Source organism: Bacillus cabrialesii, from assembly GCF_004124315.2.
In the GTDB taxonomy this organism is placed as follows: domain Bacteria; phylum Bacillota; class Bacilli; order Bacillales; family Bacillaceae; genus Bacillus; species Bacillus cabrialesii.
The window spans coordinates 3,972,921-3,996,349 of record NZ_CP096889.1; the positions used below are offsets into that span (position 1 = coordinate 3,972,921).

Sequence of the window (23,429 nt, forward strand, 5' to 3'; positions counted from 1 at the left end):
CAGCGTCTGTGTCAGTGACCGGCTGAGGCATGTTTTGACTGATCCGCTGACTGCGCGGTCGTCATCCAGGCAGCCGCTGCGGCAGCTGTGATTCCTCCAGCTAATTTTCCAATCATCATGGCCGCCGCCATTTCTTTTTTCATTCCGGCCACAAAGCCGAGATGGCTGCCGAGTACAAAAGCTCCGCTAACCGCAAACGCGACATTGATGACCTTTCCTCTCGGCGTCATATCTTTTAAAGAAGCCAGCATTGGAATATGATGAGCCAAAGAAGTCACCAAGCCTGCTGTTGCTGTTTCATCTAAATGTAAACATCTCCCCAGAGCCTGAAGCGGCTTTTTAAAAGCTTTTGTGATAAAGGCCGTCATCGGAAAAGCCCCTGCCAAGGCAATGGCGATGGTGCCTGTCGTTTGTATCCCTGTTTCAGCTTTTTCCATTCCGGGAATCAGCACAATGCCTGTCATCGTTTCAACGGAGACAGCTGCGAGTCCGATAATCGCAACCATACTGACAGCCTTTCCGAAGAGATGAAATAAACGAATGATGCTGTCAGTGCACCGCCATAACCCAAAAGCGATTACAGCAGACAAAAGGCACGGAATCAGGAGGTTTTTACCTATCATGACGATGTCAAAGCCTGCGCATAGACCCCCGATTAAGCACCCAATCGGCACTGTGCACAGCCCGATTAAAATGCCTTTTGCAAAGTACGGTTGATCCTCTTTTTCAATGATGCTTAGAGCGACGGGAATCGTGAAGACGATTGCCGGCCCCATCATCGTTCCTAAAAACACCCATGAAAACAGTCCGGCCTCTGGATCTTTCGCCATCTCCCCCGCGAGCGCATATCCTCCCATATCAATCGCCAAGATGGTGTTCGCAAAGGATGAGGGATCGGCGCCAATCGCTGTGTAAATCGGAGAGACGATCGGAATCAGGATTGCTGCCAGAACGGGTGCCAGCGAAACGATTCCGATCATGGACAGCGCCAGCGGCCCCATGGCCTTGAAGCCGTCCGCAAACCGCTCGCCAAGCCCCCATCTGTTACCTAAACAATAATCCGCCGCTCCCCATAGTAAAAAAGCGGACAAAATGAATACAACCGCGTCATTCACCGTCATCGTTTCTCCTTTTTCAAACGCATGATTGGTTTTATCATATCATCTGAAATCGGTTAAATGAGCTGAATTTTATTCAATATGCGCCAAAAATTCTTTGATATCGGCTTCCTCAACGGCTGTTATGATGTCCCGCGCTTTTTCATGCGGAACCGTTACCTTCAATTTTTCTTTAATGTCCTCTTCTGACAGCTCATTGCCGGGGGCTCCTTTTGGACAATCCACACGCGCTTCGCACATGCGGCCGTCTGTTAAATAGGCCCGGACTATCGTGAAACGCCCTTTTGGCACAGCATGAGGAGCGGGCTGGATAGTATTGTCATATACTCGCTGAATATGCCCCATTGTCGTTTGAATGCCGCTTGGGATCGGCTGGCTGTTGAAATGTTCAGCGGTCAGCTCATGTCCATGCAAAGCAAGAGCAATGACATATTCAACGCTGAAACGACCTTCCTCTCCAGTCTTAGGCGATCTTTCCGTCAATGCAGCATCTCCGCCCGGCGGGAAAATCACTTCAATCCGCTCGGTATTGGCGCCAGAAATGGCTTGCTCGGTGACAAGTTTTCGAATTGCGTCCGCGGAGTGGTGTGCCGCGGAGCAAAATGGATAAATTTTAAACCATAGACCCGGCTTCACGATTCTCCATGGTGTGCCCCAACGGTTGAGCAATGTGGTTTGTGCTTTTTCCAAATCACCGTACAGGCCGAAGAAACCAGTTTCTCCATCAAGCGCCGTACGAGCCCCTCCGAATTCTGATTGGGCGAGCTTAACGGCCAGTAATCCAGCCTGAGCCGCCAGCCCGGCATGCAGCGGTTTCATTTCTGTTCCAAATTGCACCCTCATTCCGGCAGATTGCGTTGCAGCAAAGCCAATCGCTTTTTCCAGTTCTTCTTGAGTCAGTTCCTCTGCGTAACCTACAGCGCAGGCGGCAGCGATCGCGCCAAGGGTTCCTGTATTATGCCATCCCTTTTCATAGTGACGGCTGCCAATTGATTCTCCCAGTCTAGCCATCACTTCAACACCGACAATATAAGCGCCAAGAAGCCGCTCGTCATGTCCGCGAGCGGCTGAAGCCATCAGGGCCGGCACGATGACGGCACTGGGATGCCCTCTTACATCGGAGTGGACATCATCAAAATCCAATGCATGGGCGATAAATCCGTTGAGCATCGCGGATTGTAATGGCGCGGCCTTTGTTCCTTGCCCGATGATCGGGACAAGTGGCGTGTCTCCTTCATCCTTTATCAGGCGGAGGAGCTTTTGAATGCCTTTATCTTCTCTTCCAGCGAATGAAGCGGCAGTAAAGTCGAGCAATCCTTTTTTCGCTTCACGCATCGCGTCAATTGAATGCTCCGGCTGTGACGTTCTCACAGCCTCTGCAAGACCTGCTGTCAGCCCTTGGCTGCTCATTTGATGGTCTCCAAGACAAGAACAGCCAGCTCAGCAAAATATTGAGAGGCAACCGTCAGCGCTTCTTCATCCAATGTAAAGGCCGGATGATGCCACTCCTCTGTGCCGTTCGTTCCCATCCAGACAAAAAATCCAGGGATCTTCTCTTGATACAGAGCGAAGTCTTCGCCGCCAGGAGACTGCTCAGCGTGAACAGTTTGATAGCCAAGCCGCGCCGCAGCTTCTGATGCCGCGTTCAAAAACGCGCCGTCATTCTGAACGGAAGGCAAATAAGGAAACCACTTGAATTCCGCTTTTGCCCCGTAGCCCGCGGCAATTCCTTCAGCCACCCGTTTCATATGTTCCGGAACAGCCTGCCTTGCTTCATTTTGAAAGGTTCGAACGGTGCCCTCCATTTCAGCCTGATCGGGAATCACGTTCCATGAAGTGCCCGCTTGAACTCTTGTAATACTGACAACCGCGTTTTGCAGTGAGCTGATGTTGCGGCTGACCACAGATTGCAGGCCGCTGATGATTTGACCTGCGGCAGCGATTGGATCAATACTGTTATTCGGGATGCCGGCATGTCCGCCTTTCCCTTTGACGACGATCTCAAATCGGTCAACACTTGCCATGAGCGGACCTTCCTTGACACCAATGGTCCCGACAGGCAGATCCGGCTTATTGTGCATGCCGAAAATGGCGGAAACGCCATCAAGCACACCGGCTTCTATGACCTTTCTTGCTCCAGCGGCAATTTCTTCCGCCGGCTGAAAGATAAAGCGGACTGTACCTTTCAGCTCAGCCCGTCTTTGGTTCAGCAAAATGGCCGTGCCGATAATGGATGCTGTATGAAAATCGTGTCCGCACGCATGCATCGTGCCGCCAACCTTAGATGCAAACGGCAGATTCGTCTGTTCTTGAATCGGGAGCGCGTCAATGTCCGCTCGTATCGCGATCACTGGCCCGTCTTCCTGCCCTTTGATTTCCGCGATCACGCCTGTTTCCAATTGAGGAACGTCAAGAATTTCGATACGCTCTTCCTCAAGCCAGCGGCGGATTTTTCTCGTCGTTTCAACCTCTTGAAATGACAGTTCAGGATGTTCATGAAGATCACGCCGCATATTGATTAAACGGTTATGGAACGTCTTGTCGGCCATTGTTCTTCTCCCTTTCTTATATAAGCTCTGCAGGCTCTCCCACCTGCTTGATAAATCTTTTCGTCCTTTCGTTTTTCGGATGGTCAAACAGTTCTTCCGGCGTTCCCTGCTCGATAATATGGCCGTCTGCCATAAAAATCACCTTATCAGCGACCTCTTTTGCAAACGCCATTTCGTGTGTCACAATGATCATCGTTGTTTGTTTTTCCGCGATGGATTTGATGACCTGAAGCACCCCTGCGACAAGCTCAGGGTCAAGCGCAGAAGTTGGTTCATCCAGCAAAATCGCATGCGGATTGACCGCAAGCGCCCGCGCGATGCCAATCCGCTGCTGCTGGCCGCCGGACATTGTGATCGGATAGCTGTCAGCTTTATGCTCTAAACCGACTTGTTTCAGAATATCCATTCCAATGCGTTTCGCCTCATCTCGTGATTTGTGTTGAGCCACGATTAAAGCTTCTGTAATGTTTTGCAGTGCGGTTTTATTTTTAAACAAATTGTAGTTTTGAAAGACCATGGCCGTTTGCTGGCGAAGCCGGTGTGCTTCCTTGCGTGTAAACTTTTCCGCGTTCAGTTTGGCTTCCCCGATTTCAATGAGGCCTTGATCAGGACGTTCTAATAGATTCAAGCACCGGAGAAGCGTTGATTTTCCGGAACCGGACGGACCGATGATCGCGACGACTTCTCCGCGTTTCACTTCTAGATCGATTCCGTCGAGCACGACGAGATCTTTAAACGCTTTGCGAATATTTTTTACTGTTATCAACTGATTTCACCTCTAAGTCCGGTATGGCTTGCTCATGGCGCGTTCAAACAAGTCCTGCAAAATGCTGTAGATAATGGTAAGAACCCAATAGACAATCGCAACCGCCAAGTACGTTTCAAAATACTTGAGGTTTCCTGAGGCGTACATCTTCCCTTGGGCGAACATCTCCATGACCCCTAATGTAAAGGCCAGTGACGTTTCTTTGAGCAGTCCGATAAATGTATTGCCCGTTGCAGGAATCGCATTTCGGATCGCTTGCGGAAGAATAATCCGTCTGTATGCCTGAAGTTTTGTCATGCCGACAGACAGGCACGCCTCCAGCTGCCCGTCATCAACAGAATTGAGGGCGGCACGGAAGATTTCTGCCAAATAAGCGGCGTTTTTTAAGCTTAACCCGATGATGGCAGCTGTGAGAGCTGTCATTTTGCTCATCTCCGGAAATAGCTGCGGCAGCCCGTAGTAGATTAAGAACAGCTGCACAAGTGTCGGCACGCCCCGGAAAAAGGATATATACAGCTTTGACAGCTGATGAAGCACTGGAATTTTGTTCTTTGTGATGAGTGCGAGAATAAGTCCTCCGATAATGGCAAAAATCATCGCTGCGACAGCCATAAACAAGGTAATCGGAAGGGCCTGAATTAAAGCTGGGAACGCTGATATCATGAATTCCCAATCAATCGTGTTCATTCTGGTGATTCACCGCCGTTTCTTAATGCTTCTGTTCTACTGTGATATCTTCATTAAAATATTTTTCGGAGAGCTTTTTCAGTGTTCCGTCTTTACGCAATTCATCAAGCGCTTTATTGACTTTTTTGCGGAGCTTATCATGCGCGTCATCCTTGGCAAACGGGAATGCAACTTGTTCGTAAACAATCGGATCACCTGCAAGCTTTAACGGCAAGCCGGTTTTCTTAATTTGCGCCATCAGCACAGTTCGGCTGTTGACATAAGCGTCTACGCGGCCGTAAGCCACATCCTTCAGCGTGCCTTCTTGTGTTTCGTATGTTTTGATATTGATTTTTTTATCAGGATCTTTGCTTTCAAGATTTTTTGCATGATTTGAACCAAGAACAGCTGCGACTGTCTTCCCTTTTAAATCATCCACTGATTTGATGTCGTTATTGTCTTTTTTGACGACAATCTGTGTTCCCGCATAAGCGTATGGTTCAGTAAAGTTATACATTTCCTTGCGTTCATCTGTCACCGCTACCTGGTTGGAAATCGTGTCAAGCTTGCCTGTTTGAAGCTCTCCCATCAGCCCGCTGAATTCAAGCAGCTTCCAGTCCAGCTTCATGCCAATTTTCTTAGCGACCGCTTCCATCACTTCCACGTCAAAACCTGTCAGTTTTCCGTTTTCTTTATAAGCAAATGGGTAACTCTGCCCTGTCGCACCGACATGAAGTACGTTGTCATCTTCTTTACTGCTGCTGTTTCCGTTGCCGCAAGCTGATAACACCACTAATAATGCAGCAACTAACAGCACAGTCCACTTTTTCATTTTCATTTTGATTTCCCGCCTTTTTTCTTTTATAGGTCATTTCGCAATTGTTTTTTCATATAGACTGTCATATGCCCTTTGCCTAGGTCCTGTTCACCCGCGCGAACATATCCTTTTCGTTCGTACATTTCAATCAGCCAAGGGTGCTTATCCGCTGTTCCGAGTGAGACAAACGGAACCTTTAACGTATCGCGGAGGATCGTTTCCTCAAGCCATTGAAGCAGCTTTGATCCGATTCCTTTTTGACCGGTGTCAGGGTCAACAGCGAACCACCAGATATGCGGAACGCCGTACGGACCCGGCTGCTGTCCCCACGGCATTCTTAAGGAGATGGTTGCGATAATCAGCCCGTCTTCTTCCATGACGTAGCAGGCGTTTTTTCGAATGTTTTGCAACACTAAATCCAAATCCGCATGAGCGGCTGCAAAACGAATCCCAAGCTTTCGAATCGGTTCATAAGCCCGCAGTGTCAGCTCTAGAATCTGTTCGGCATCACGTTCAACTGCAAGACGATATTGTGCCTCCATCCAGCGTTCCCTCCTTACTTTGCATAACGGTTTACCGGCTCTTCCAAACCGAAGTGCTCTCTCAATGTTGTGCCTTCATATTCTTTTCTGAACACGCCGCGCTCCTGTAAAATCGGAACCACTTTCTCAACAAACACTTCAATTCCTTCCGGAAGAAGCGGAGGCATGATGTTAAACCCGTCACACGCTTTCTGATCCACCCATTCCTGCATCTTGTCAGCGAGCTGCTCCGGCGTGCCGACGAAGATATGGTGGCCTCTGGAGCCTGCAACGTATTTGTAAAGCTCGCGTATCGTCATATTGTCTCGTTCAGCCATTTCTTGAACAAGCTTGAATCGGCTCTTCACCGCATTGGAAGCATCCGCGTCAAGCTTCGGCAGCGGCCCGTCAAGCGGATACGCAGACAAATCAATTCCGCCTAAATAATTTTGGAGAATTTGTAGACCGACGGATGGAATAATTAGGTCTTGAAGCTCCTTGTATTTAGCTTGCGCTGCCTCTTCAGTATCAGCAATGATCGGGAAAATACCCGGCATGATGGCGATCTTGTCCGGATCACGCCCGAATTCCGCAGCCTGCTCTTTAATGGATTGATAAAATTCTTGAGCTGATTCCAGGTGGTTTTGCGCTGTGAAGATCACTTCTGCTGTTCTGGCAGCCAGCGCTTTTCCGTCTCCTGATGATCCCGCCTGAATAATGACCGGCTGGCCCTGCGGCGTTCTGGAAACGTTCAGTGGCCCGCGAACTGAGAAATATTCTCCTTTGTGGTTCAGCTCGTGCATTTTTTCTTTTTCAATGAATTCACCTGTTTCTTTATTGCGGATAAAGGCATCCTCTTCCCATGAATCCCAAAGACCTTTTACAACCTCGACAAATTCCTCTGCCCGCTGATAGCGTAAATGGTGCTCAAGATGCTTTTCACCGCTGAAATTCAGCGCTGTTGATTCAATAGATGAAGTGACGACGTTCCATCCGGCACGGCCGTTGGACAGATGATCCAGTGATGCGAATTGTCTGGCAATGTGAAACGGCTCGCTGTATGTAGTGGAAGCTGTTGCTGTCAGTCCGATTCTTGATGTGACCTGCGCCAAAGCAGAAAGCAAGGTGAATGGCTCAAACCTTGTTAACACATTTGGATGAGACTTACTGTCGATTGAAAGGCTATCCGCTAAAAACAGCATATCCAGCTTTCCTCGCTCCGCTGTTTTCGCAAGCTCTTTAAAATAATCCAAATTCATGCTCGCATCTGAAGGCGCGTCAGGATGCCGCCAAGACGCCACATGATGTCCTGTACCTGCTAGAAAAACCCCTAATTTGATTTGTTTCTTTTTGCTTGTCATGACGTTGCTCCTTTTATCATGTTTTAGGTTGAAAAATCCGAAAAATAAACTCCTATATTCCCAGTCGTTTAATATGAATAAATCAAAATGTACCTTTGTCTCGAGAGTTTGTCAATGAGTTAAGATCAAATTTTTCTTTTTGAGCTAAAAAGAATGATGAAATCCAGATAACAAAAAATCCAGCCCTATAAAAGGCTGGATTTTCATTATTTCGCCAATACAAGCTCATTAATTGCGTGTGCAACTCCATGTTCATTATTGGAACGTGTTTGAAAGTTTGCGGCTTCCAATACTTCCGGGATGGCGTTTGCCATGGCAACACCGCAGCCCGCCCATTCAATCATTGTCAGGTCGTTCCCGTTATCGCCTATACACATGACTTCCGCCTGTTCAATTCCAAGCAGCTGTGACAGCTGACGTACGGCGTTTCCTTTGCTGGCTTCAGGATGCAGAATTTCATAAAAGAAAGGCGCGCTTCTGACCATCGTATATGTTTCTCTCACGTCGTTTGGAATCGATGTAATGACGCGGCTTAAGTTCTCCGGCTTATCAATAAACATCACTTTCGGAATGAGGATATCTTTTGGCACCTCGTCAATCTTGCGGTAATGAAGCGGCACTTGTGTGACATACGATTCGTATACGGTAAATTCGCTGATATCCCGGTTAGGCGTATACAAATTGGATGAGTCAAAGAAATGCATCGGCGTCTTCAGCTCTAAGCTCAGGTCATATAATGAAGTTAAATCATCATATCCGAGGGACAGCTCCGTGACCACTTCATTTGTATGCGTATTTTGAACAAGCGCTCCGTTATACGCGATGACATAGTCGCCTTCTTCAATTAAATTCAGTTCATCTAAATATCTCCGCACTCCCCCGATAGGCCGGCCGGTGCAAAGCACAATTTTTACGCCTTCCGCTTTTGCGGCGTGGAGCGCGTTGCGGACCTCTTCTGTCACTTCATGACGATCATTTAAAAGTGTTCCATCCATATCGATTGCAATTAGTTTGTACATCCTGCATCTCCTTCGTGTCGTTTTCAGTCTATAGTCCCATCATATCGTTTTTTCTTTTTGATATTCAACAGGAATAGATGATTTTCTCCGGATTCTGTTTAGACGCCGGCCTTGTCTTCGGACGCGTGTGCGCGGTTTCCGCTTTCTTTCCGTCTCCATGCCTCCGGTTTCTGCTTTTTCCTGTTTCATCAGAAGGAAGCCGGCAGCTAAAAAAGGAATGCCGGTTATATTCAAGATGGCAAGCTTCACACCCGCCGCCGTCAAAAAGAATACCCAAGAAGATGCCGGATTCCGTCTGATCATGACGTAAGCCGCCAATTCGAGAACAATTAAGATGGCATGAATCACCACACAATACATCAGCAATACAAGCGCAAAAAACAACACGTAATTTACGAGTGCTCCTGAGTACATCATAGCGCGCATCATTTGGATAAACGATAAGGACTGCATCGATCCGCCGATGACATTTGGGTTATAGATCGTATAGTCACTAAATAAATGTTTGATCTTGAGAAAAGCCCATAATAAAAACGCCCACTGAATGATATGTAAAATAAGTCCTGTTAACACCAGTTTTTCAGCTTTTTTATTTCTCATCTGTCTCCTCCTTGCCGGTCTTTGATGATTTGATTCTTGTCATTGTTTTTGTCTGGCCATTTTGCTCCCATATCAGCGTTCCTTTTTCTCCTCTTTTCAGCTTGCTTTTGAGCGGATAATAAGGCCCGAGATATTGAATCTCAATGGACCCGTCAGCGCTTTGGGAAATCACCTTATATGCCATAAAAGGCAGCTGCACCTCTCCTCTTCCTTCAATCACTTCCGTTTCCACAACCTCGTCTTTCGTAAAAGTAACCGCCGCTGATTTCACGCCGTCCGTTGGCCCGGGGGCAAGCCCCTCGTCCCACGTTCCGTAATAAAAAGGCGTCTCCTCTTTTTGCTGTTGGCAGCCCGATACCATGATGCATACAGCAGCCAACAACAAAGCGATAAGCCCTTTGCTGCCCAACAACAAGATCACCGTCCTTTCTCACCTGATTAGGCATGTGCCGTGGCACTGTGCCAATGACTACATAAGTTATAAGGAATTCACCCACATTTTATTTTTAAGGAGATTGATTACATGAACCCATACCAGTATTACAGTCCGCAGCTGCCTCAGCAGGAACCTTACTATAGCCAATATGAATACACTTCCTATCCACAGCAGGATTATTATGATCCCTACCAGACGGACAGACAGCCGCCGGCATTAGAAAGAAGGGTTGCCGCACTCGAACGGCAAAACGAACAGCAAACACGAGAGTTAACACGCCTTTCGAATGAAGACCGCCGTCAAAATCGGGAAATTGCACGGCTTGCCGAACAGGTCAATCAGTTAAGCCAGACTGTTGAACGTCATACACGCCGCTTAAACCGGCTAAACCAGCGTCTCCGTACAGTAGAAAACAGGCTGAATATCCCATTTACTGCGGGAGAAGGCGGTTTCTGAAGCAGGCAAATAAAAAAAGCGGAAGACGATTTTCCCGATTTCAGGGTTTCGTTTTCCGCACTTCTTATGGTTTTAACGCGGAGCATTTACATAAAAAGGGTTTATACAAGTATACAATCTTTACCGTTTTCATTCAAAGATAGAGAGGTTAAGGAAAATAATTGTAGTTCCTTATTTGCAGAATTTCTTTTCGTTCCGGTTGCATGATAATACCGATTCAAATCAATCGACCACATGGAGGGATCATGTATGCATACAACACAACACAGCCTGCAGCAGCTGAACCAATGCCGCCAGACTGCTCAGCAGCTCATTCAGCAAACACAGCAAAGCAGCCAGCAATACCGCCAAATGCTTCATCAGGAGCAGCAAAACATCCAAATGCTGCAGCAGATTCTAAACCACGAACAACAAGCTGCACATACCATTCAGCAAGCGCTGCACGGACATGACATGGCCATTCAAAAATGTCAGCAGGTTGTCAACATGTGCAACCAAATGCAGCAGGAACTCACTGGACAATCCAGCGGCATGAATTCGAATGTGTCAACTCTCCCATTCGGCCAAAACACGCCATTCCAGCAGCAATCCTATCAGCAGTAACATATTAAAAAGCTCAACACTAGCATTGTGTTGAGCTTTTTCTTACCGTTCTTTGCGAATATGTATATCTTGAATAGACTGTTTCGGTGCATGAAATCTGCTTTCGGCTTCACTTCTCGCCTCGGCAAAGGCCCGCGTCTCCACATGATCTTTGTAGACATCCAGCTGAATCAAATACAGCGGGCGTACTTTAAATCCATGAATAATGGTCACCGCCCATAACGGGACCACAACAAAAACGCCAGGTGGATCGGGCAAAACGAAACCAAACGCAAAAATGAAAAAATAAATGATTCCGTACATGATCCACTTTCTATTTCTAACCTTGATGCCTATAAATAAAAAGGCAAAAAAACTGGTAATGGCAAAAGGCATGAAAATAAACAGCATCCACCAGCTATGCAGCCATTCCCATGCGGCACCTCTTTTTGTAATTCCCATATTTTTCTCCTCCCATTTACCTATAATAATCGATTAAGCAAACCGCGTCACCTGTAAACAAAAAAAACGTTCTTTCCTTAAAATAGTGATAGACGGGGCACGGGTTTCTTGCTATATTATTAGTTGATAATGATAATCATTACTAATGAACTAACATACATATTGGGGGGTTCTTGATGAAAAAGAACACATTGCTCGTGGGCATGCTGGTGCTGCTTCTCATGTTTGTCAGTGCTTGCAGCGGCACGGCTTCGAAAGGAAGCTCAAGTGATTCAGCTTCCGAAAAGACAGAAATGAGAACATACAAATCAACAAAAGGGAACGTCAAAATTCCTGCACATCCGAAACGCATCGTAACTGATTTTTATGCTGGAGAATTGCTGTCTGTCGGGGCAAATGTGGTGGGCTCGGGCTCATGGTCATTTGATAATCCGTTTTTAAAATCAAAGCTGAAAGATGTGAAGGATGTCGGTGATCCGATCAGCGTTGAAAAAGTCATGGAGCTTCAGCCTGACTTAATTGTTGTCATGAATGAAGAGAATGTCGATAAATTAAAGAAAATCGCTCCAACTGTAGTCGTTCCTTATAACACAGCGAAAAACGTGCAGGATACGGTCAGCATGTTCGGAGATATCGCGGGAGCGAAAGACGAAGCAAAATCATTTATGGCTGACTTTAACAAAAAAGCAGAAGCAGCCAAAAAGAAAATGGCAGGCGTCATCGAAAAGGATGCAACTTTCGGTATTTATGAAAACACCGACAAGGGAGAATTCTGGGTGTTCAATGACAATGGCGGACGCGGCGGCCAAGCTGTTTACAACGCGCTTGGATTAAAAGCGCCTGAAAAAATTGAACAAGATGTCATCAAAAAAGGAGAGATGAAACAGCTCTCTCAAGAGGTCATTCCTGAGTATGCCGCAGATTATATGTTCATTACGGACTACAATCCGAAAGGCGAAAGCAAAACACTCGACAAGCTGAAGGACTCCTCTATCTGGAAAAACCTAGACGCTGTCAAACATAACCGCGTGTTTATCAATGACTTTGACACGTTCTACCCGTACGATCCGATTTCCGTCAGCAAACAGGTGGATATCATCACCGACATGCTGATCAAACGGGCCAAAGAAAATAAAAAATAAAGAAAATGGCACAGTCATGACACTGTGCCGTTTTTTTATGAATCAATTTAATGTTGACTGTACGGAATCCGGCATATCTTCAAACCTGACTTCTTCCCATGTCTCGACATACTTTCCTTTCGCCTTCACCTTCAAATACGCGTTCTTCCGAAGGTCTTTACCGGCGAAAAAGGTCACTTCTTCTTTTTTCCCGGATGCATTATATCCGTCTAATGTATACTCAGTACCGCCCGGGCTAAGATGTCTGCCATCTCGATCAATCTGAACATAGACATCTTGCTGGTGAATAAACGGATTAAATCTGTCTGTAACATCGGTATGAAAAAAGAGAAGCCCGCATATTGCGACAGCGGCAGCCAAAACAGCCGAGACCGCCAATGCTTTTTTCATCTTTGTACTCCCCTTACTTGTTCATTTTTTTCAAATAGCTTGACCGCACCGCGAGGAAGAACAGAAGCTGAAAAATGAAAAACCCTCCGATCGTGAAACTGAGCGGCCCCGCTACATCGGAATACCCTTCCACAGCCAATGTTCTCAAAGCAAACAGCGTATGCATGACTGCGATGACAAATGGAAAGAAAAAGAGAATCGCCAATTGTATCGTCACGCTTTGTGACATCTCACGCTCACTCAAACCGATTTTGGCCAGCGAACGGTAGCGCTCCCGGTCTTCATCTGAATCGGTGAACAGCCTGAAATATAAGAAACTTGCTGCCGCGACAAAGAAGACGATCGCGATAAACAGCCCGATGAATAAACTCAGGCTCGGCAGCTGCACCGTATCATAGTACGTCCCGGCTTTTGCCATAAAATCAGAATGCACGTCGATATAGTTGCCGTAAATTTCATTTTTTAAGGATTGGCTGATCCCAAGACTGTCTTTCCAATGATCATAACTGTAACCGTATAATGACGCTTTATCGCCGAGTGATTTAAGCTGATCAAAGGTTTGATCGTTCACCGCGATGATGGCATTTAATGAAATCAGCGGTTTTTCGACTTCTTTTACCGACAGTTTTTGGTCAGACGGCTTGCCTTTTCGGTTCAGCAGCTTCAGCTGATCCGGCGCTTCGTTTTTGAAATTGCGGTCATACGTGCCCGGGAAATAGACAGCCTCATCATGTTTCAGCCCGTTCAGCTTGACATGGAAGTATTTTGATACCTCCGATTCGCGGATCATGTAAACAGGGGGAACTGATTCTCCTTCCTGATAGCGAACATAGGAAACTTCTATTTTGTCTTTCTTATACGTAAAGCCGTGTGTTTTCAGTTCATGGTCAATATCTTTCAAATGAGTCTGTTCTTTTGGATTGTTGCTGAAAGATATATACTCCATCTCATAAGCGGACTCTTCCGCCCCGACGGTCGATTTGTACATCGCGAGCACGCCCGTAGCCGTAAACGCAACTGCGGAAATAATGCTGACGATAAAGAACAGGCGGGCGTTGTCTTTTAAACGATAGACAAGATCGGAAACCCAAATGACATTTTTCCCGCGCAAATAAAAGGTTTTCCACTTCTTTAAGGCGCGCAGAATCCAGATGCTGCTTTGGCTGAAAAAGAAATACGTGCCGATGACGGTGAGCAGTAAAATGATAAACGGTTGAGTCCCGTGGACATTGCCTTTCAGAACCATGCCGTACCCGCCGCACAGGCAGGCGATGCCGAATAAGGACAGAAGCACTGACGGCTTCGGCTCTGGCTTGATCTTGTCAGTGCCCTTTATTAATTTGATAACGGTATTTGATCTGACAAAAAGGATCGTAAACTGCGATAAAAGGAAAAATAAGAGCAGAAATCCGCCGGCCGTAATACCTAGCGCTTTCCAAGGCATATACAGAGGCAGCGCGTCTATTTCTAAAATATAAGCGCCGACCGTAAAGAACGTCTTTGAAAAAATGAATCCTCCGATCACCCCGGCTGCAATCGACATGACGCCGATGAACATGTTTTCCGCCGTAATGAGCTTTCTCAGCTGCCCCGGGGTAATGCCCTGCATAAGCAGGATGCCGAATTCTTTATTTCTCGATTTCAAAAATGCATTAACCGAATACAGAACAAATAAGAAAGAAAAAACAAAGATCATCCATTCCGCGGCGGTTAATCCTTTTTTTGCGATGTTATTCAGGTAACCTTCCTTTAATGCCGGATGAAACAAGAACATCGCAAAGGTAAAGAAAATCAAAACGGAAAAGGCGCTGCTTAAAAAGAATGCAAGATAGGCCCTTTTGTTTCTCGTGACGTTTTTATAAGCGAACTGAAGAAAGGTCATTTGCGTTTCCCCCCAGCATAGACAGCACATCAAGAATTTGTTCATAAAATACTTGGCGATTTTCCCCGCGGTAAATCTCATTAAACAGTTCGCCGTCTTTGATAAAGATGACGCGGCGGCAGTAGCTTGCCGCAACCGGATCGTGGGTCACCATCAAAGCCGTGACATGATCATCTTGATTCAGGCTCTGCAACGTTTCCATGACGTCTTTTGACGCTTTGGAATCAAGGTTTCCCGTCGGTTCATCGGCCAAAATGAGTGACGGCTTATGAATGACCGCTCTTGCGATGGCGGCCCGCTGACGCTGGCCTCCCGATACTTCAAACGTCCGTTTGTTGAGCAGATCTTCGATTCCGAGCTTTGCCGCGATACCGTGCAGTTTTTCTTCCATTACAGACGGCGCTTCTTTTTCAAGCGTTAACGGCAGCATGATATTTTCACCGATCGTCAGCGTGTCCAGAAGGTTGAAATCCTGAAACACAAATCCGAGCTGCTTTCGACGGAAATGAGCGAGCTTTGTCCGCTTCAGCCGGTGCGGGTTTTCTCCGTGAATCAGGATATCGCCTGAATCCGGACGGTCGATCGTTGAAATGATATTCAAAAGCGTTGTTTTTCCGGAGCCGGACGGTCCCATCACCGCCGTGAACCCGCCTTCTTCTATTGAAAATGAAATTTGCTTTAAGGCTTGATAGGACACTTGTCCTTTATAGGTTTTATTTATATGTTTGACTTCAAGCATATTCGCCATGAGAATCCTCCTTATGGTTTTATTCTTGCTGGTCTGGGCTGCTTTCATGTAGTGTCGGGGCGTTCAACATAAAAATCCCCTTGACGTAAATCCATGTTATCAAGGGGACACAAAACGAGCTATGTTGTTTTCTTAACGCAGCCTTACATTTTTGTAAGAAATGAAAATCGAACTGATGTCCCTTCACCGGGAGATGAGCTGATGTCCACCGTATGATTGAGCTTGCCCGTAATTTCTTTGACGAGATGGAGGCCGATTCCCGTAGATTCTTGGAAAAGCCGCCCGTTTTCACCGGTATAATAAGGATCACACACCCGCTTGATGTCTTGCGAGGGAATGCCGACACCGTAATCTTTGACTTCAAGCACTGTCCTGTCTTCATCGCGGAAGACATTCAGCTCCAGTCTGTCACTCTTGCCTGCCGAATACTTGACCGCATTTGTAACCACTTGGCCGATCGCAAATTTGAGCCATTTCGCATCAGTGTAAATCAGATGATCATCGCGAATGTCCATTTTCGGATAAACGCGGTATTGAATAAAAAATCGTTTATAGCTTTGAATGACTGATTGGAGAAGCTCTGATAAGGAAACCGCTTCGACTTTAAAATCCCGCTCAAACAGGTCGAGCCTTGATGAATAAAGAAGCGTCTCCAGCCCGAATTCAATCTGCCGAACCTCTTTTTTGATTTGTTCAAAAACAGGCTCATCCTCTTCTTGAATGATTAAATTAATGACCGACAGCGGCGTCTTTACTTGGTGCACCCATTGATTCATATACGTCACCCTCGCGTCAAGCTTAGCTTCGGTCTCATGGAGCTTCTTGTGCTGCAGCCGAATCAGCTCCATCTGCTTTTCATACAGCTCTGAACAAAACACTGAAGAACCGAGATACGGGATGTCCGTCCCTTCCTGCCCCGAGCTGAGCCAATGATACACGCCGCGGTCTTTGTACCAGCGATAGGCAAGATAGCCCGCCAAAATAAGAAGCTGCACGCCCAATATGTAAAACAGGTGAGAGAAAGAATGAAGACCCGCAAACCAGTAATAAAAGAAGACAAACAGCCCTTGAAGGAGAAAAAGCAGAATCAGCACTGTATGGGACCGGAGAAACAGCTTCATGACTGCGCCCTCAGCTGGTAGCCTTCGCCCCGCACCGATTCAATAGAAACAGGCGCATTCAGCTCCCGCAGTTTTTTTCTGAGCCGCGTGATATACACGTTAAGTGTATTATCATCGACGAAAATGTCGGTGTCCCACGTTTTTTCCATGAGCCGGTCTCTTCCCGTCACCTTTTCTCCCCGCTCCAGCAGCACTTCCAAAAGCTTGCTTTCTTTTTTAGAAAGCTCGCTTTTTTCATCCTGAAAGCGCAGTTCAAACCGTTCCACAAAGAGCTGCACGCCGGCATATTCAATCACTTTCTCTCCCTGCTTGGCGGCGTACTCTCCGTACGCCCTGCGGATCTGGCTTTTGATTTTCGCCAGGACAATATCGTAGGAAAACGGTTTTTCGATATAATCATCCCCGCCGTTTTCAATCGCCATCACCTGATCCATTTCTCCGCTTCTGGCTGAAATGAAAATGATCGGGCTTGTGGAGTGCTGGCGGATCTGGCGGCACCAATAATAGCCGTCATAGGACGGCAGGTTGATATCAAGCAGCACCACATCAGGCTTTTCCCGCAAAAAAACATCAAGGACAGCCGTGAAATCCGCGGCGATCACGGTTTGATATCCGTATTTTTCAAGGTAATTCTTCAATAGTCCGCGAATGTCTTCACTGTCTTCCACAATCATGATTTTATTCAAACTGAACCACTCCCGTTTCTTGCGCTGTTGCCATCATCATAATCGTTTTGAGCGTATGGACGCAACACGGCACAAAAAAACCGCCATCTCGGCGGTTTCTGGTCTCTTCAGCCGACCTGCTGCTTAGCTGCTTTACCGGCTGATCCGAACTCTCTCATTTTGCTTCGCACTGTCTCTTCCACGGCTTCAATGCCGGGAGTCATATAGCCGCGCGGTTCGTACAGATCGCTGTTTTCCTGAAACATGCGGCGTGTTTCGTCTGTCCAGGCTAGCATACATTCCGTATTGATATTGATCTTCGCATGACCGAGCGTGATGGCCTTTTTGATCTGATCCTGCGGAATCCCGGATGCCCCGTGAAGAACGAGGGGAATATCAGTTATGCGGGAGATAGCTTCCATTTCCTTAAATCCGAGATTCGGCTCACCCTGATATTTGCCGTGTACAGAGCCGAGGGCGGCGGCCAGCGCGTCGATATTGGTTTCTTTGACGATCCGCTCACATTCCGTGATATCGGCATAGCGGACCCCGCCGACCAGCCCGTCTTCCATGCCGCCGACCGTTCCGACTTCGGCTTCTACTGATACGCCGTGCTTTGCTGCATAACCGGTGACTTCTTTTGTCATCGCGATATTCTCGTCAATCGGCTGATGAGAGCCGTCAATCATCACTGAGCTGAATCCGGCATCAATGGCCTGTCTGCAGCGTTCCGCACTGCTTCCGTGATCAAGATGAAGCACTACGGGAACGGTAATCGACATTTCCTCCATTAACGCACCGACCATGGCGGAAATCGTTTTAAATCCACCTAAATAGTCGACCAGGCGATCGGAAGCCGCGGCGATGACCGGTGATTGCTCCTTTTGCGCACCCTGCAAAATCGCCTTCGTCCATTGCAGGCCGTTGATATTAAACTGGCCGACTGCGTATTGCTCCCGCTTTGCATCTTCAAGAAGCTCTTTCATCGATACAAAAGCCATGTCCACCCCTCCTTTATCCATTACATGTTGAAATATTTTGATACGACATCAACTGTTGTTTTTTTCGCTGTTTGAATGGCTTCCTCGGCACTCAGCTTATAGTATTCAGGCCGGAAGAGCTCAACCGATACAACATCAGAGAAGCCGATTTCCTTGAGGGCTGATAGGTGGGCGTCTAAGTCAATCGCCCCTTGGCCCGGCCATACACGATCCTCATCGGTTAAAAAGCCGATTGGGAAATCCTCGGTATCGTCGATATGATAGATGAAAATTTTCTTTCCGTCCGCCTGCTTTAAGCTTTCAATATTTGAACCCATTGCGTGGAAGTGGAAACTGTCAAGGACAAGCCCGACATTGCCACGGTTGACTGTGTTTACGATGTCGTACGCCTGTTCAAACGTATTGACCGTACATTGCGGGTGGCCGACAAATTCAAGCGCGATTTTTACGCCATACGGCTCCGCGATATCTGAAAGCTCAGTCAGCACCTCTGCACTGCTTTTTTTGATCTCTTCTTTTACAATCTTCTGCTCAGTCACAAGCGGAACGGCCACGACATATTTCACGCCGAGGGTTTTGCACGTTTCCATCATGTCTTTAAATTCAGCGATGATTTCATTGTGCCCCTTTTCATCACGGTTGTTGAAGAAAACAAGTGCGTTTAACGCAAGCGGTTTGATATGGTGGGTTTGAAAATATTCCGCGAGTTCTTCCAATGAATGATCTTTTAAGTACTCCGGAAGCTTATCCATTGTGCGGATTTCAATATAATCATAGCCGTGCTTTTCACATAGCTCTAAATCCTGTTTAAGATTTGAGTTTTCCAATGTTGTTGCTTCATTGAAACAAAGTTTCATGTCAGACTCCCCCATCTGCGTTTTAGATATGAAGGGAGTTCGGCAGGATGGCTGTTCGCATATCCCGCCGAACTCCTTGCACAGCTTATGCCAGACCCAATTCTTCTTTCATTTTTTTTAGCATGAATCGGCTTGATTCATCCGCTCTTTCGTCAACCCAAGCAAAAACGGCATTCGTCGCAATTCCGTCGAACTTCATCTCTCTCAGCTTTCTGAAAATCGTCTCAAAATCAACCTCGCCTTGGCCAATGTCCAAATGCTGGTGAACCGTTACTTTCGCGTCAGGCGGATTGACGATGTAGCGCAGGCCATGAGCCGCTTTATGATTAAAGGTATCTGCAAATAAAACATGTGTGAGGCGGTCGCCGGCTTCGTCAAACATTGTTGCGATATCGCCTTTTCCGTCATCATAGAAGAACGTATGCGCAGTCGAGTAGACAAGGTTGATCCAATCCTTGTCAAGCGCGCGGATCATATCCATCGCACCTTTGTGCGTTTCGATAAAATCGTATGGATGGGCTTGAAGATTGAGTTTAACGCCTTCTTTTTCAAAGACTGGGAGAAGCTCATCCATGGATTTAATAAATTTTTCTTCACTTGTTAAAGGATCATATTTTGAACCGCTGAATTCACTGTTCATCAAATCGACTTCAAGTTCAACCGCAATTTCAATCGCCCGTTTCCAATTGCGCACCGCAGCCTGGCGGCGGTCTTCTTCAGGACCCGCCCAGTGGTAAAGCGGAAGGAGCGATGAAAGCTTAACACCTGTATCCCTTAACAGACGCTTTAATTGCTTGATCTTTGCTGAATCAACTTTCGGATATTTATAGAATGGACAAAAATCCTCGCGCGGCGATAGCTCGATATATTCATAGCCAAGCTCCGCTGTTTTATAAACCATTTCTTCCAAAGTTAAATCATCACGATACATCGATGGATCCAATGCTAATTTCATATTTTAACTCCTCTGTTTTTTTAATTTTCAACTGTTGTAAAAGATTGATAGAATCCCGGTTTTTCCTTCAACTCAACTTTTTCTTTTTGTCCAGACTCCTGGGCTTTTACACACGCGTCAGTCGTAACAGCGGCAATATAGCCGTCCCATGCCGTCGGTCCGCTGACCTCGCCTTTCTTTTGAATCGAATCAATGAAGTCTTGGATTTCCACATCGTACGCAGCCACAAAGCGTCTCTGCCAATCCATCAGAATATCTGTGCTGAATTTCCCTTCTTTTCTCATGCTGATGCTTGAAGGTTCAGGAAGCTTGATGACGCCGTCTTCTCCGACGATTTCACATTGAATGTCATAGCCGTATTTACAGTTCACATATATTTCAGCATTGATGACGATGCCGCCTTTTGTCTCGATCAAGACGATTTGCGGATCTTTTAAATGCGGAAGCGCGTTTTTCGATTTCTTCGGATAGATAACTTGAACGGACTCGTAGTCATCATTGACGAGCCAGTGCAGCACATCAATTTCATGAACAAGCGTGTCGACTACGGCCATATCCGTTGTGTAGTTATCTCCCACGGTCGGGTTGCGGTGCGCGCAGTGAATCATAAGCGGTTCGCCAATCACATGGTTATCGAGTGCTTCCTTCAGCTGTACGTAACCGCTGTCATAACGGCGCATGAAGCCGACTTGAACAAGGCGTTTGCCCACTTTCATTTCCTCTTCGACGATGCGCATGCATCCTGCAGCCGTTGTTGCAAGCGGCTTTTCACAGAACACATATTTCTGGGCTTTAATCGCTTTCAGCACGCTGGATTCATGCGCAGGCCCCCAGCTTGTCACTAAGACAGCGTCTACATTCTCGTCTGCAAGCAGGCTGTCATCATTCGGATACACCGTCGCGTTTAATTGGTATTGCTCCACGACTTTTTGCGCGGCTTCTTGATTGACATCCGTTACAGCCACGATTTCCGCGCCGGACAGCTTGTTCGTGATGCGGTTAATATGTTCTTTTCCGATTGCTCCAGTTCCAATTACGCCAATACGTAAACTCATTGACTGCCACTCCTTCTGTTGGTTACATGATTTTGCTTTCTGTTCCTTGCTTTACTTGGCTACGAGGAGATCCGTAGAGTTCCTCTTGAATTTGTTCAAGCGACTTGCCAGACGTATTCGGCGCAAAGAGCAGCCCGATGATCATACTGGCCGTCACACATCCGAGAAGAATTGCAGCCATCGTTCCAATGCCGAAATTGGTGATAATCATTGGGACAAACAGACTCCAAATTCCTATTGAAATACGGACAAGGAAAAACATCAGTCCTTGTGCGGAAGCACGATATTGCGTAGGAAAGATTTCACTGGCCCATAACTGATAGTTCGCTTGCTGTCCGGCTCCGTTATTGATGCCGATTACGACAATAAACAGAAGCAGCACAGGCAGGCCTTCAACAGGCAGCAAAAACAGCGTCCAGCCGATCACCGCCATAAAAGCGGCGATTCCGAATACGGTTTTTCTATATTTGTCGGCAAAGGGCATGAAGATCAAGGCGACCCCCAATCCTGTGAAGATAAAAAGCCCCATTTGCAAAAGATTTGCCGTGCTGGCAGATACACCGCCGACCTGCTGATAAATGTATGGCATGAAGAAGCCCATCACCCCGGCGGCTAAATTCCAGACCAGGTACACGCCCATTAAAAACAGGATGCTTTTTAGATACATGGGCTTGAGCAAATCAAAATACGATGTTTTGTTCAGGACGGCTGGCTTCTCTGCCTGAGCATCTCTTGGCTGATTTTTCTGCTGCCACGCATCTGACTCCGGAAGCCTGACTCTCAGGATGTACGTAATCAGCGCAATCACAAGCAGATGGGCAAATACGATTTTATTCCCCAAGAGGCCTAAATCACCGACCAGTACGGAGAGAAGCAGCACAACGACGGCGCCCGCGGCCCAAGCGACTTGTGCCACGCCGCAGTGACGGGCCCGATTTTTCTTTGGCGCATTTTCTGCAATAATGGTCCATGATGCGGTAATGTCAGCTCCCACTGATAAACCGATAATCATGTAACCGCTTAACAACATGGGGAAATTAACCCCAAACAGAACCAAACAAATCCCTAGTGCATAAACCAGCATGCTATTGGTATAAACAGCCTTCCGCCCGACCTTATCAGCCAGAAACCCGCCAAGCAGCGCGCCGACAGCGGCAGAAATCGCATTTGCGCTTAGCGCGCCGAGCAGCCCGATTTGCGTATCGGATAGCTTAAGGTAACTGACCCATAACGATAAACCGGCAGAGCCTGCCACAATTGAACCGGCATCAATATAGTTGGCCAGCGCTGCCGCGATTGTCCGTTTATTGAAGGCTGAATCTCCATTGGTATTGCCCATATGTTCAGTTCCCATTAAGCCAGATCCAACAACTGCTCATCAATATAGTTTCTCGCGATCAATGCATACTCAAGCGGGTTTGCGACATCGGGATCCTGTTCAGCTTCAACGACAATCCATCCGGAGTAATTGTTCTTTAACAGCAGCTGATATACTTCTCTAAAATCAATGCATCCATCACCGGGAACCGTAAACATGCCATTTAAAAATGATTGCTGAAACGATTTCCCTTCCAGCCTGCATTGTTCCATGACATTCAAGCGGGCATCCTTAAAGTGCACATGCTTAATGCGGCCGATATGCTTCTTAAGCATTCCCAAGTAATCGCCGTCAGAAATATACGCATGGCCTGTATCATAGAGGAGGTGTACATGTACGGGGTCTGTTCCCGCCATCAGGCGGTCCACTTCTTCCGCTGTTTGGACGCCAGTGCCGAGATGGTGATGATAGACAAGCTTCAAACCATGCTGATCGGCAATTTTGCCAAGGTGATTCAGCCCTTCGCAAAGCCGTTCCCATTCGTCATCCGTAAAGTGCGGCTTCTCTGTGAAGACGTTTTTCTCCAAGCTTTGCACGCTGTAGGTTTGTTCAGAGACAACTGCGACATCCGCGTTCACTTGCTGCAAATACTCACAATGCAGGGTAAATGCCTTTGCCGCTTCACCAAGTCCGTCACGCAAAATAAAGCTGCTGAACCATTTTCCTGCAATGCGTAAATTCCGAAGCTTCAGCTCTTTGTTCAGGATGGCCGGTTCGGGGAAAAAGCCCCCGACCTCCGTACCTTGAAAACGCGCGACAACGATATCACTTAACAAATGCTGAAGTGTATTTCCCGCTCCAATTTCAGGCATATCATCATTCCGCCACCCAATGGGAGCGATCCCCCACAGGATTTCATTTTTGCCCATCTATGGTGCCTCC

At 47.0% G+C, this 23,429-nt stretch carries 26 protein-coding genes; 3 read left to right on the forward strand and 23 right to left on the reverse strand.

Annotated features, from left to right (window positions below):
- Window positions 1-11 precede the first annotated feature (11 nt).
- The 11 genes from eutH to EFK13_RS20315 form a co-directional block, all read right to left on the reverse strand.
- Window positions 12-1,121 (reverse strand): ethanolamine utilization protein EutH, encoded by a 1,110-nt coding sequence (gene eutH / locus EFK13_RS20265; protein ID WP_129507112.1) that lies wholly within the window; start codon window positions 1,119-1,121, stop codon window positions 12-14.
- A 69-nt stretch (window positions 1,122-1,190) separates the two neighbouring features.
- Window positions 1,191-2,528 (reverse strand): MmgE/PrpD family protein, encoded by a 1,338-nt coding sequence (locus tag EFK13_RS20270; RefSeq protein ID WP_129507111.1) that lies wholly within the window; start codon window positions 2,526-2,528, stop codon window positions 1,191-1,193.
- A complete protein-coding gene (gene sndB, locus EFK13_RS20275) occupies window positions 2,525-3,667 on the reverse strand; it encodes an N-acetyl-sulfur-metabolite deacetylase SndB (protein ID WP_129507110.1) in 1,143 nt (380 codons plus the stop codon). Before sndB ends, EFK13_RS20270 begins: the two co-directional genes overlap by 4 nt.
- 16 nt (window positions 3,668-3,683) lie before the next feature.
- Window positions 3,684-4,433, reverse strand: a complete 750-nt coding sequence (locus EFK13_RS20280; protein ID WP_064815573.1) for an amino acid ABC transporter ATP-binding protein — start codon at window positions 4,431-4,433, stop codon at window positions 3,684-3,686.
- A gap of 12 nt (window positions 4,434-4,445) precedes the next feature.
- Window positions 4,446-5,120, reverse strand: coding sequence for an amino acid ABC transporter permease (locus EFK13_RS20285; RefSeq protein ID WP_103748177.1), 675 nt, complete (start codon window positions 5,118-5,120; stop codon window positions 4,446-4,448).
- Between the two features lie 22 nt (window positions 5,121-5,142).
- Window positions 5,143-5,937, reverse strand: a complete 795-nt coding sequence (locus EFK13_RS20290) for an amino acid ABC transporter substrate-binding protein (protein ID WP_129507109.1) — start codon at window positions 5,935-5,937, stop codon at window positions 5,143-5,145.
- Between the two features lie 23 nt (window positions 5,938-5,960).
- On the reverse strand, window positions 5,961-6,458 hold the full coding sequence (locus tag EFK13_RS20295) for a GNAT family N-acetyltransferase (RefSeq protein WP_129507108.1): 498 nt from the start codon (window positions 6,456-6,458) through the stop codon (window positions 5,961-5,963).
- Between the two features lie 14 nt (window positions 6,459-6,472).
- Window positions 6,473-7,798: an LLM class flavin-dependent oxidoreductase gene (locus tag EFK13_RS20300; protein WP_129507107.1), complete on the reverse strand. Its 1,326-nt coding sequence runs from the start codon at window positions 7,796-7,798 to the stop codon at window positions 6,473-6,475.
- A 206-nt stretch (window positions 7,799-8,004) separates the two neighbouring features.
- On the reverse strand, window positions 8,005-8,817 hold the full coding sequence (gene yidA, locus EFK13_RS20305) for a sugar-phosphatase (protein ID WP_129507106.1): 813 nt from the start codon (window positions 8,815-8,817) through the stop codon (window positions 8,005-8,007).
- Between the two features lie 39 nt (window positions 8,818-8,856).
- On the reverse strand, window positions 8,857-9,417 hold the full coding sequence (locus tag EFK13_RS20310; RefSeq protein WP_129507105.1) for a hypothetical protein: 561 nt from the start codon (window positions 9,415-9,417) through the stop codon (window positions 8,857-8,859).
- Window positions 9,407-9,778 carry a DUF3255 family protein gene (locus EFK13_RS20315; RefSeq protein WP_240034935.1) on the reverse strand — a complete coding sequence of 124 codons (372 nt, stop codon included), beginning with the start codon at window positions 9,776-9,778 and terminating at the stop codon, window positions 9,407-9,409. Before EFK13_RS20315 ends, EFK13_RS20310 begins: the two co-directional genes overlap by 11 nt.
- A gap of 162 nt (window positions 9,779-9,940) precedes the next feature.
- Between EFK13_RS20315 and cotNE the strand changes: the two genes are divergently transcribed.
- Together cotNE and EFK13_RS20325 are read left to right on the forward strand one after the other, a co-directional pair.
- Window positions 9,941-10,309 carry an inner spore coat protein CotNE gene (gene cotNE, locus EFK13_RS20320; protein WP_129507104.1) on the forward strand — a complete coding sequence of 123 codons (369 nt, stop codon included), beginning with the start codon at window positions 9,941-9,943 and terminating at the stop codon, window positions 10,307-10,309.
- 249 nt (window positions 10,310-10,558) lie between these two features.
- Window positions 10,559-10,912 carry a hypothetical protein gene (locus EFK13_RS20325; protein ID WP_129507103.1) on the forward strand — a complete coding sequence of 118 codons (354 nt, stop codon included), beginning with the start codon at window positions 10,559-10,561 and terminating at the stop codon, window positions 10,910-10,912.
- Window positions 10,913-10,954: 42 nt separating this feature from the next.
- Here EFK13_RS20325 and EFK13_RS20330 read toward each other — a convergent pair whose 3' ends face one another.
- Window positions 10,955-11,353, reverse strand: a complete 399-nt coding sequence (locus EFK13_RS20330; RefSeq protein WP_129507102.1) for a hypothetical protein — start codon at window positions 11,351-11,353, stop codon at window positions 10,955-10,957.
- 176 nt (window positions 11,354-11,529) lie between these two features.
- On the opposite strand from EFK13_RS20330, the gene EFK13_RS20335 reads away from it, so the two are divergent.
- The gene (locus EFK13_RS20335) at window positions 11,530-12,495 is read left to right on the forward strand and encodes an iron-hydroxamate ABC transporter substrate-binding protein (RefSeq protein WP_129507101.1); all 966 of its coding nucleotides are present in this window, start codon (window positions 11,530-11,532) and stop codon (window positions 12,493-12,495) included.
- A gap of 42 nt (window positions 12,496-12,537) precedes the next feature.
- Here EFK13_RS20335 and EFK13_RS20340 read toward each other — a convergent pair whose 3' ends face one another.
- From EFK13_RS20340 to iolE, 11 genes are all read right to left on the reverse strand, one after another.
- Window positions 12,538-12,885 (reverse strand): YxeA family protein, encoded by a 348-nt coding sequence (locus EFK13_RS20340; protein WP_129507100.1) that lies wholly within the window; start codon window positions 12,883-12,885, stop codon window positions 12,538-12,540.
- A 13-nt stretch (window positions 12,886-12,898) separates the two neighbouring features.
- Window positions 12,899-14,767, reverse strand: a complete 1,869-nt coding sequence (gene yxdM, locus EFK13_RS20345; RefSeq protein ID WP_129507099.1) for an ABC transporter permease YxdM — start codon at window positions 14,765-14,767, stop codon at window positions 12,899-12,901.
- A complete protein-coding gene (yxdL, locus tag EFK13_RS20350; RefSeq protein WP_129507098.1) occupies window positions 14,742-15,515 on the reverse strand; it encodes an ABC transporter ATP-binding protein YxdL in 774 nt (257 codons plus the stop codon). Before yxdL ends, yxdM begins: the two co-directional genes overlap by 26 nt.
- Before the next feature lie 143 nt (window positions 15,516-15,658).
- Window positions 15,659-16,636, reverse strand: a complete 978-nt coding sequence (yxdK, locus tag EFK13_RS20355) for a two-component system sensor histidine kinase YxdK (protein ID WP_129507097.1) — start codon at window positions 16,634-16,636, stop codon at window positions 15,659-15,661.
- A complete protein-coding gene (gene yxdJ / locus EFK13_RS20360) occupies window positions 16,633-17,322 on the reverse strand; it encodes a two-component system response regulator YxdJ (protein WP_119995508.1) in 690 nt (229 codons plus the stop codon). Before yxdJ ends, yxdK begins: the two co-directional genes overlap by 4 nt.
- A gap of 107 nt (window positions 17,323-17,429) precedes the next feature.
- A complete protein-coding gene (iolJ, locus tag EFK13_RS20365) occupies window positions 17,430-18,302 on the reverse strand; it encodes a 6-phospho-5-dehydro-2-deoxy-D-gluconate aldolase (RefSeq protein WP_129507096.1) in 873 nt (290 codons plus the stop codon).
- A gap of 20 nt (window positions 18,303-18,322) precedes the next feature.
- On the reverse strand, window positions 18,323-19,159 hold the full coding sequence (iolI, locus tag EFK13_RS20370; RefSeq protein ID WP_129507095.1) for a 2-keto-myo-inositol isomerase: 837 nt from the start codon (window positions 19,157-19,159) through the stop codon (window positions 18,323-18,325).
- An 85-nt stretch (window positions 19,160-19,244) separates the two neighbouring features.
- Window positions 19,245-20,114 carry a sugar phosphate isomerase/epimerase family protein gene (locus EFK13_RS20375; protein WP_129507094.1) on the reverse strand — a complete coding sequence of 290 codons (870 nt, stop codon included), beginning with the start codon at window positions 20,112-20,114 and terminating at the stop codon, window positions 19,245-19,247.
- 20 nt (window positions 20,115-20,134) lie between these two features.
- Complete coding sequence (gene iolG, locus EFK13_RS20380) at window positions 20,135-21,169, reverse strand: bifunctional inositol 2-dehydrogenase/D-chiro-inositol 1-dehydrogenase (RefSeq protein ID WP_129507093.1); 1,035 nt, start codon at window positions 21,167-21,169, stop codon at window positions 20,135-20,137.
- Between the two features lie 22 nt (window positions 21,170-21,191).
- A complete protein-coding gene (gene iolF / locus EFK13_RS20385; protein WP_129507270.1) occupies window positions 21,192-22,508 on the reverse strand; it encodes a myo-inositol transporter IolF in 1,317 nt (438 codons plus the stop codon).
- Between the two features lie 14 nt (window positions 22,509-22,522).
- On the reverse strand, window positions 22,523-23,416 hold the full coding sequence (iolE, locus tag EFK13_RS20390; protein ID WP_129507092.1) for a myo-inosose-2 dehydratase: 894 nt from the start codon (window positions 23,414-23,416) through the stop codon (window positions 22,523-22,525).
- Window positions 23,417-23,429: the final 13 nt, after the last annotated feature.

Coding starts and splice junctions, on each gene's coding strand:
- eutH (WP_129507112.1), bottom strand. CDS start 1,121: ATGACGGTGAATGACGCGGTTGTATTCATTTTGTCCGCTTTTTTACTA.
- EFK13_RS20270 (WP_129507111.1), bottom strand. CDS start 2,528: ATGAGCAGCCAAGGGCTGACAGCAGGTCTTGCAGAGGCTGTGAGAACG.
- sndB (WP_129507110.1), bottom strand. CDS start 3,667: ATGGCCGACAAGACGTTCCATAACCGTTTAATCAATATGCGGCGTGAT.
- EFK13_RS20285 (WP_103748177.1), bottom strand. CDS start 5,120: ATGAACACGATTGATTGGGAATTCATGATATCAGCGTTCCCAGCTTTA.
- EFK13_RS20290 (WP_129507109.1), bottom strand. CDS start 5,937: ATGAAAATGAAAAAGTGGACTGTGCTGTTAGTTGCTGCATTATTAGTG.
- EFK13_RS20295 (WP_129507108.1), bottom strand. CDS start 6,458: ATGGAGGCACAATATCGTCTTGCAGTTGAACGTGATGCCGAACAGATT.
- EFK13_RS20300 (WP_129507107.1), bottom strand. CDS start 7,798: ATGACAAGCAAAAAGAAACAAATCAAATTAGGGGTTTTTCTAGCAGGT.
- yidA (WP_129507106.1), bottom strand. CDS start 8,817: ATGTACAAACTAATTGCAATCGATATGGATGGAACACTTTTAAATGAT.
- EFK13_RS20310 (WP_129507105.1), bottom strand. CDS start 9,417: ATGAGAAATAAAAAAGCTGAAAAACTGGTGTTAACAGGACTTATTTTA.
- EFK13_RS20315 (WP_240034935.1), bottom strand. CDS start 9,778: ATGGTATCGGGCTGCCAACAGCAAAAAGAGGAGACGCCTTTTTATTAC.
- cotNE (WP_129507104.1), top strand. CDS start 9,941: ATGAACCCATACCAGTATTACAGTCCGCAGCTGCCTCAGCAGGAACCT.
- EFK13_RS20325 (WP_129507103.1), top strand. CDS start 10,559: ATGCATACAACACAACACAGCCTGCAGCAGCTGAACCAATGCCGCCAG.
- EFK13_RS20330 (WP_129507102.1), bottom strand. CDS start 11,353: ATGGGAATTACAAAAAGAGGTGCCGCATGGGAATGGCTGCATAGCTGG.
- EFK13_RS20335 (WP_129507101.1), top strand. CDS start 11,530: ATGAAAAAGAACACATTGCTCGTGGGCATGCTGGTGCTGCTTCTCATG.
- EFK13_RS20340 (WP_129507100.1), bottom strand. CDS start 12,885: ATGAAAAAAGCATTGGCGGTCTCGGCTGTTTTGGCTGCCGCTGTCGCA.
- yxdM (WP_129507099.1), bottom strand. CDS start 14,767: ATGACCTTTCTTCAGTTCGCTTATAAAAACGTCACGAGAAACAAAAGG.
- yxdL (WP_129507098.1), bottom strand. CDS start 15,515: ATGGCGAATATGCTTGAAGTCAAACATATAAATAAAACCTATAAAGGA.
- yxdK (WP_129507097.1), bottom strand. CDS start 16,636: ATGAAGCTGTTTCTCCGGTCCCATACAGTGCTGATTCTGCTTTTTCTC.
- iolJ (WP_129507096.1), bottom strand. CDS start 18,302: ATGGCTTTTGTATCGATGAAAGAGCTTCTTGAAGATGCAAAGCGGGAG.
- iolI (WP_129507095.1), bottom strand. CDS start 19,159: ATGAAACTTTGTTTCAATGAAGCAACAACATTGGAAAACTCAAATCTT.
- EFK13_RS20375 (WP_129507094.1), bottom strand. CDS start 20,114: ATGAAATTAGCATTGGATCCATCGATGTATCGTGATGATTTAACTTTG.
- iolG (WP_129507093.1), bottom strand. CDS start 21,169: ATGAGTTTACGTATTGGCGTAATTGGAACTGGAGCAATCGGAAAAGAA.
- iolF (WP_129507270.1), bottom strand. CDS start 22,508: ATGGGCAATACCAATGGAGATTCAGCCTTCAATAAACGGACAATCGCG.
- iolE (WP_129507092.1), bottom strand. CDS start 23,416: ATGGGCAAAAATGAAATCCTGTGGGGGATCGCTCCCATTGGGTGGCGG.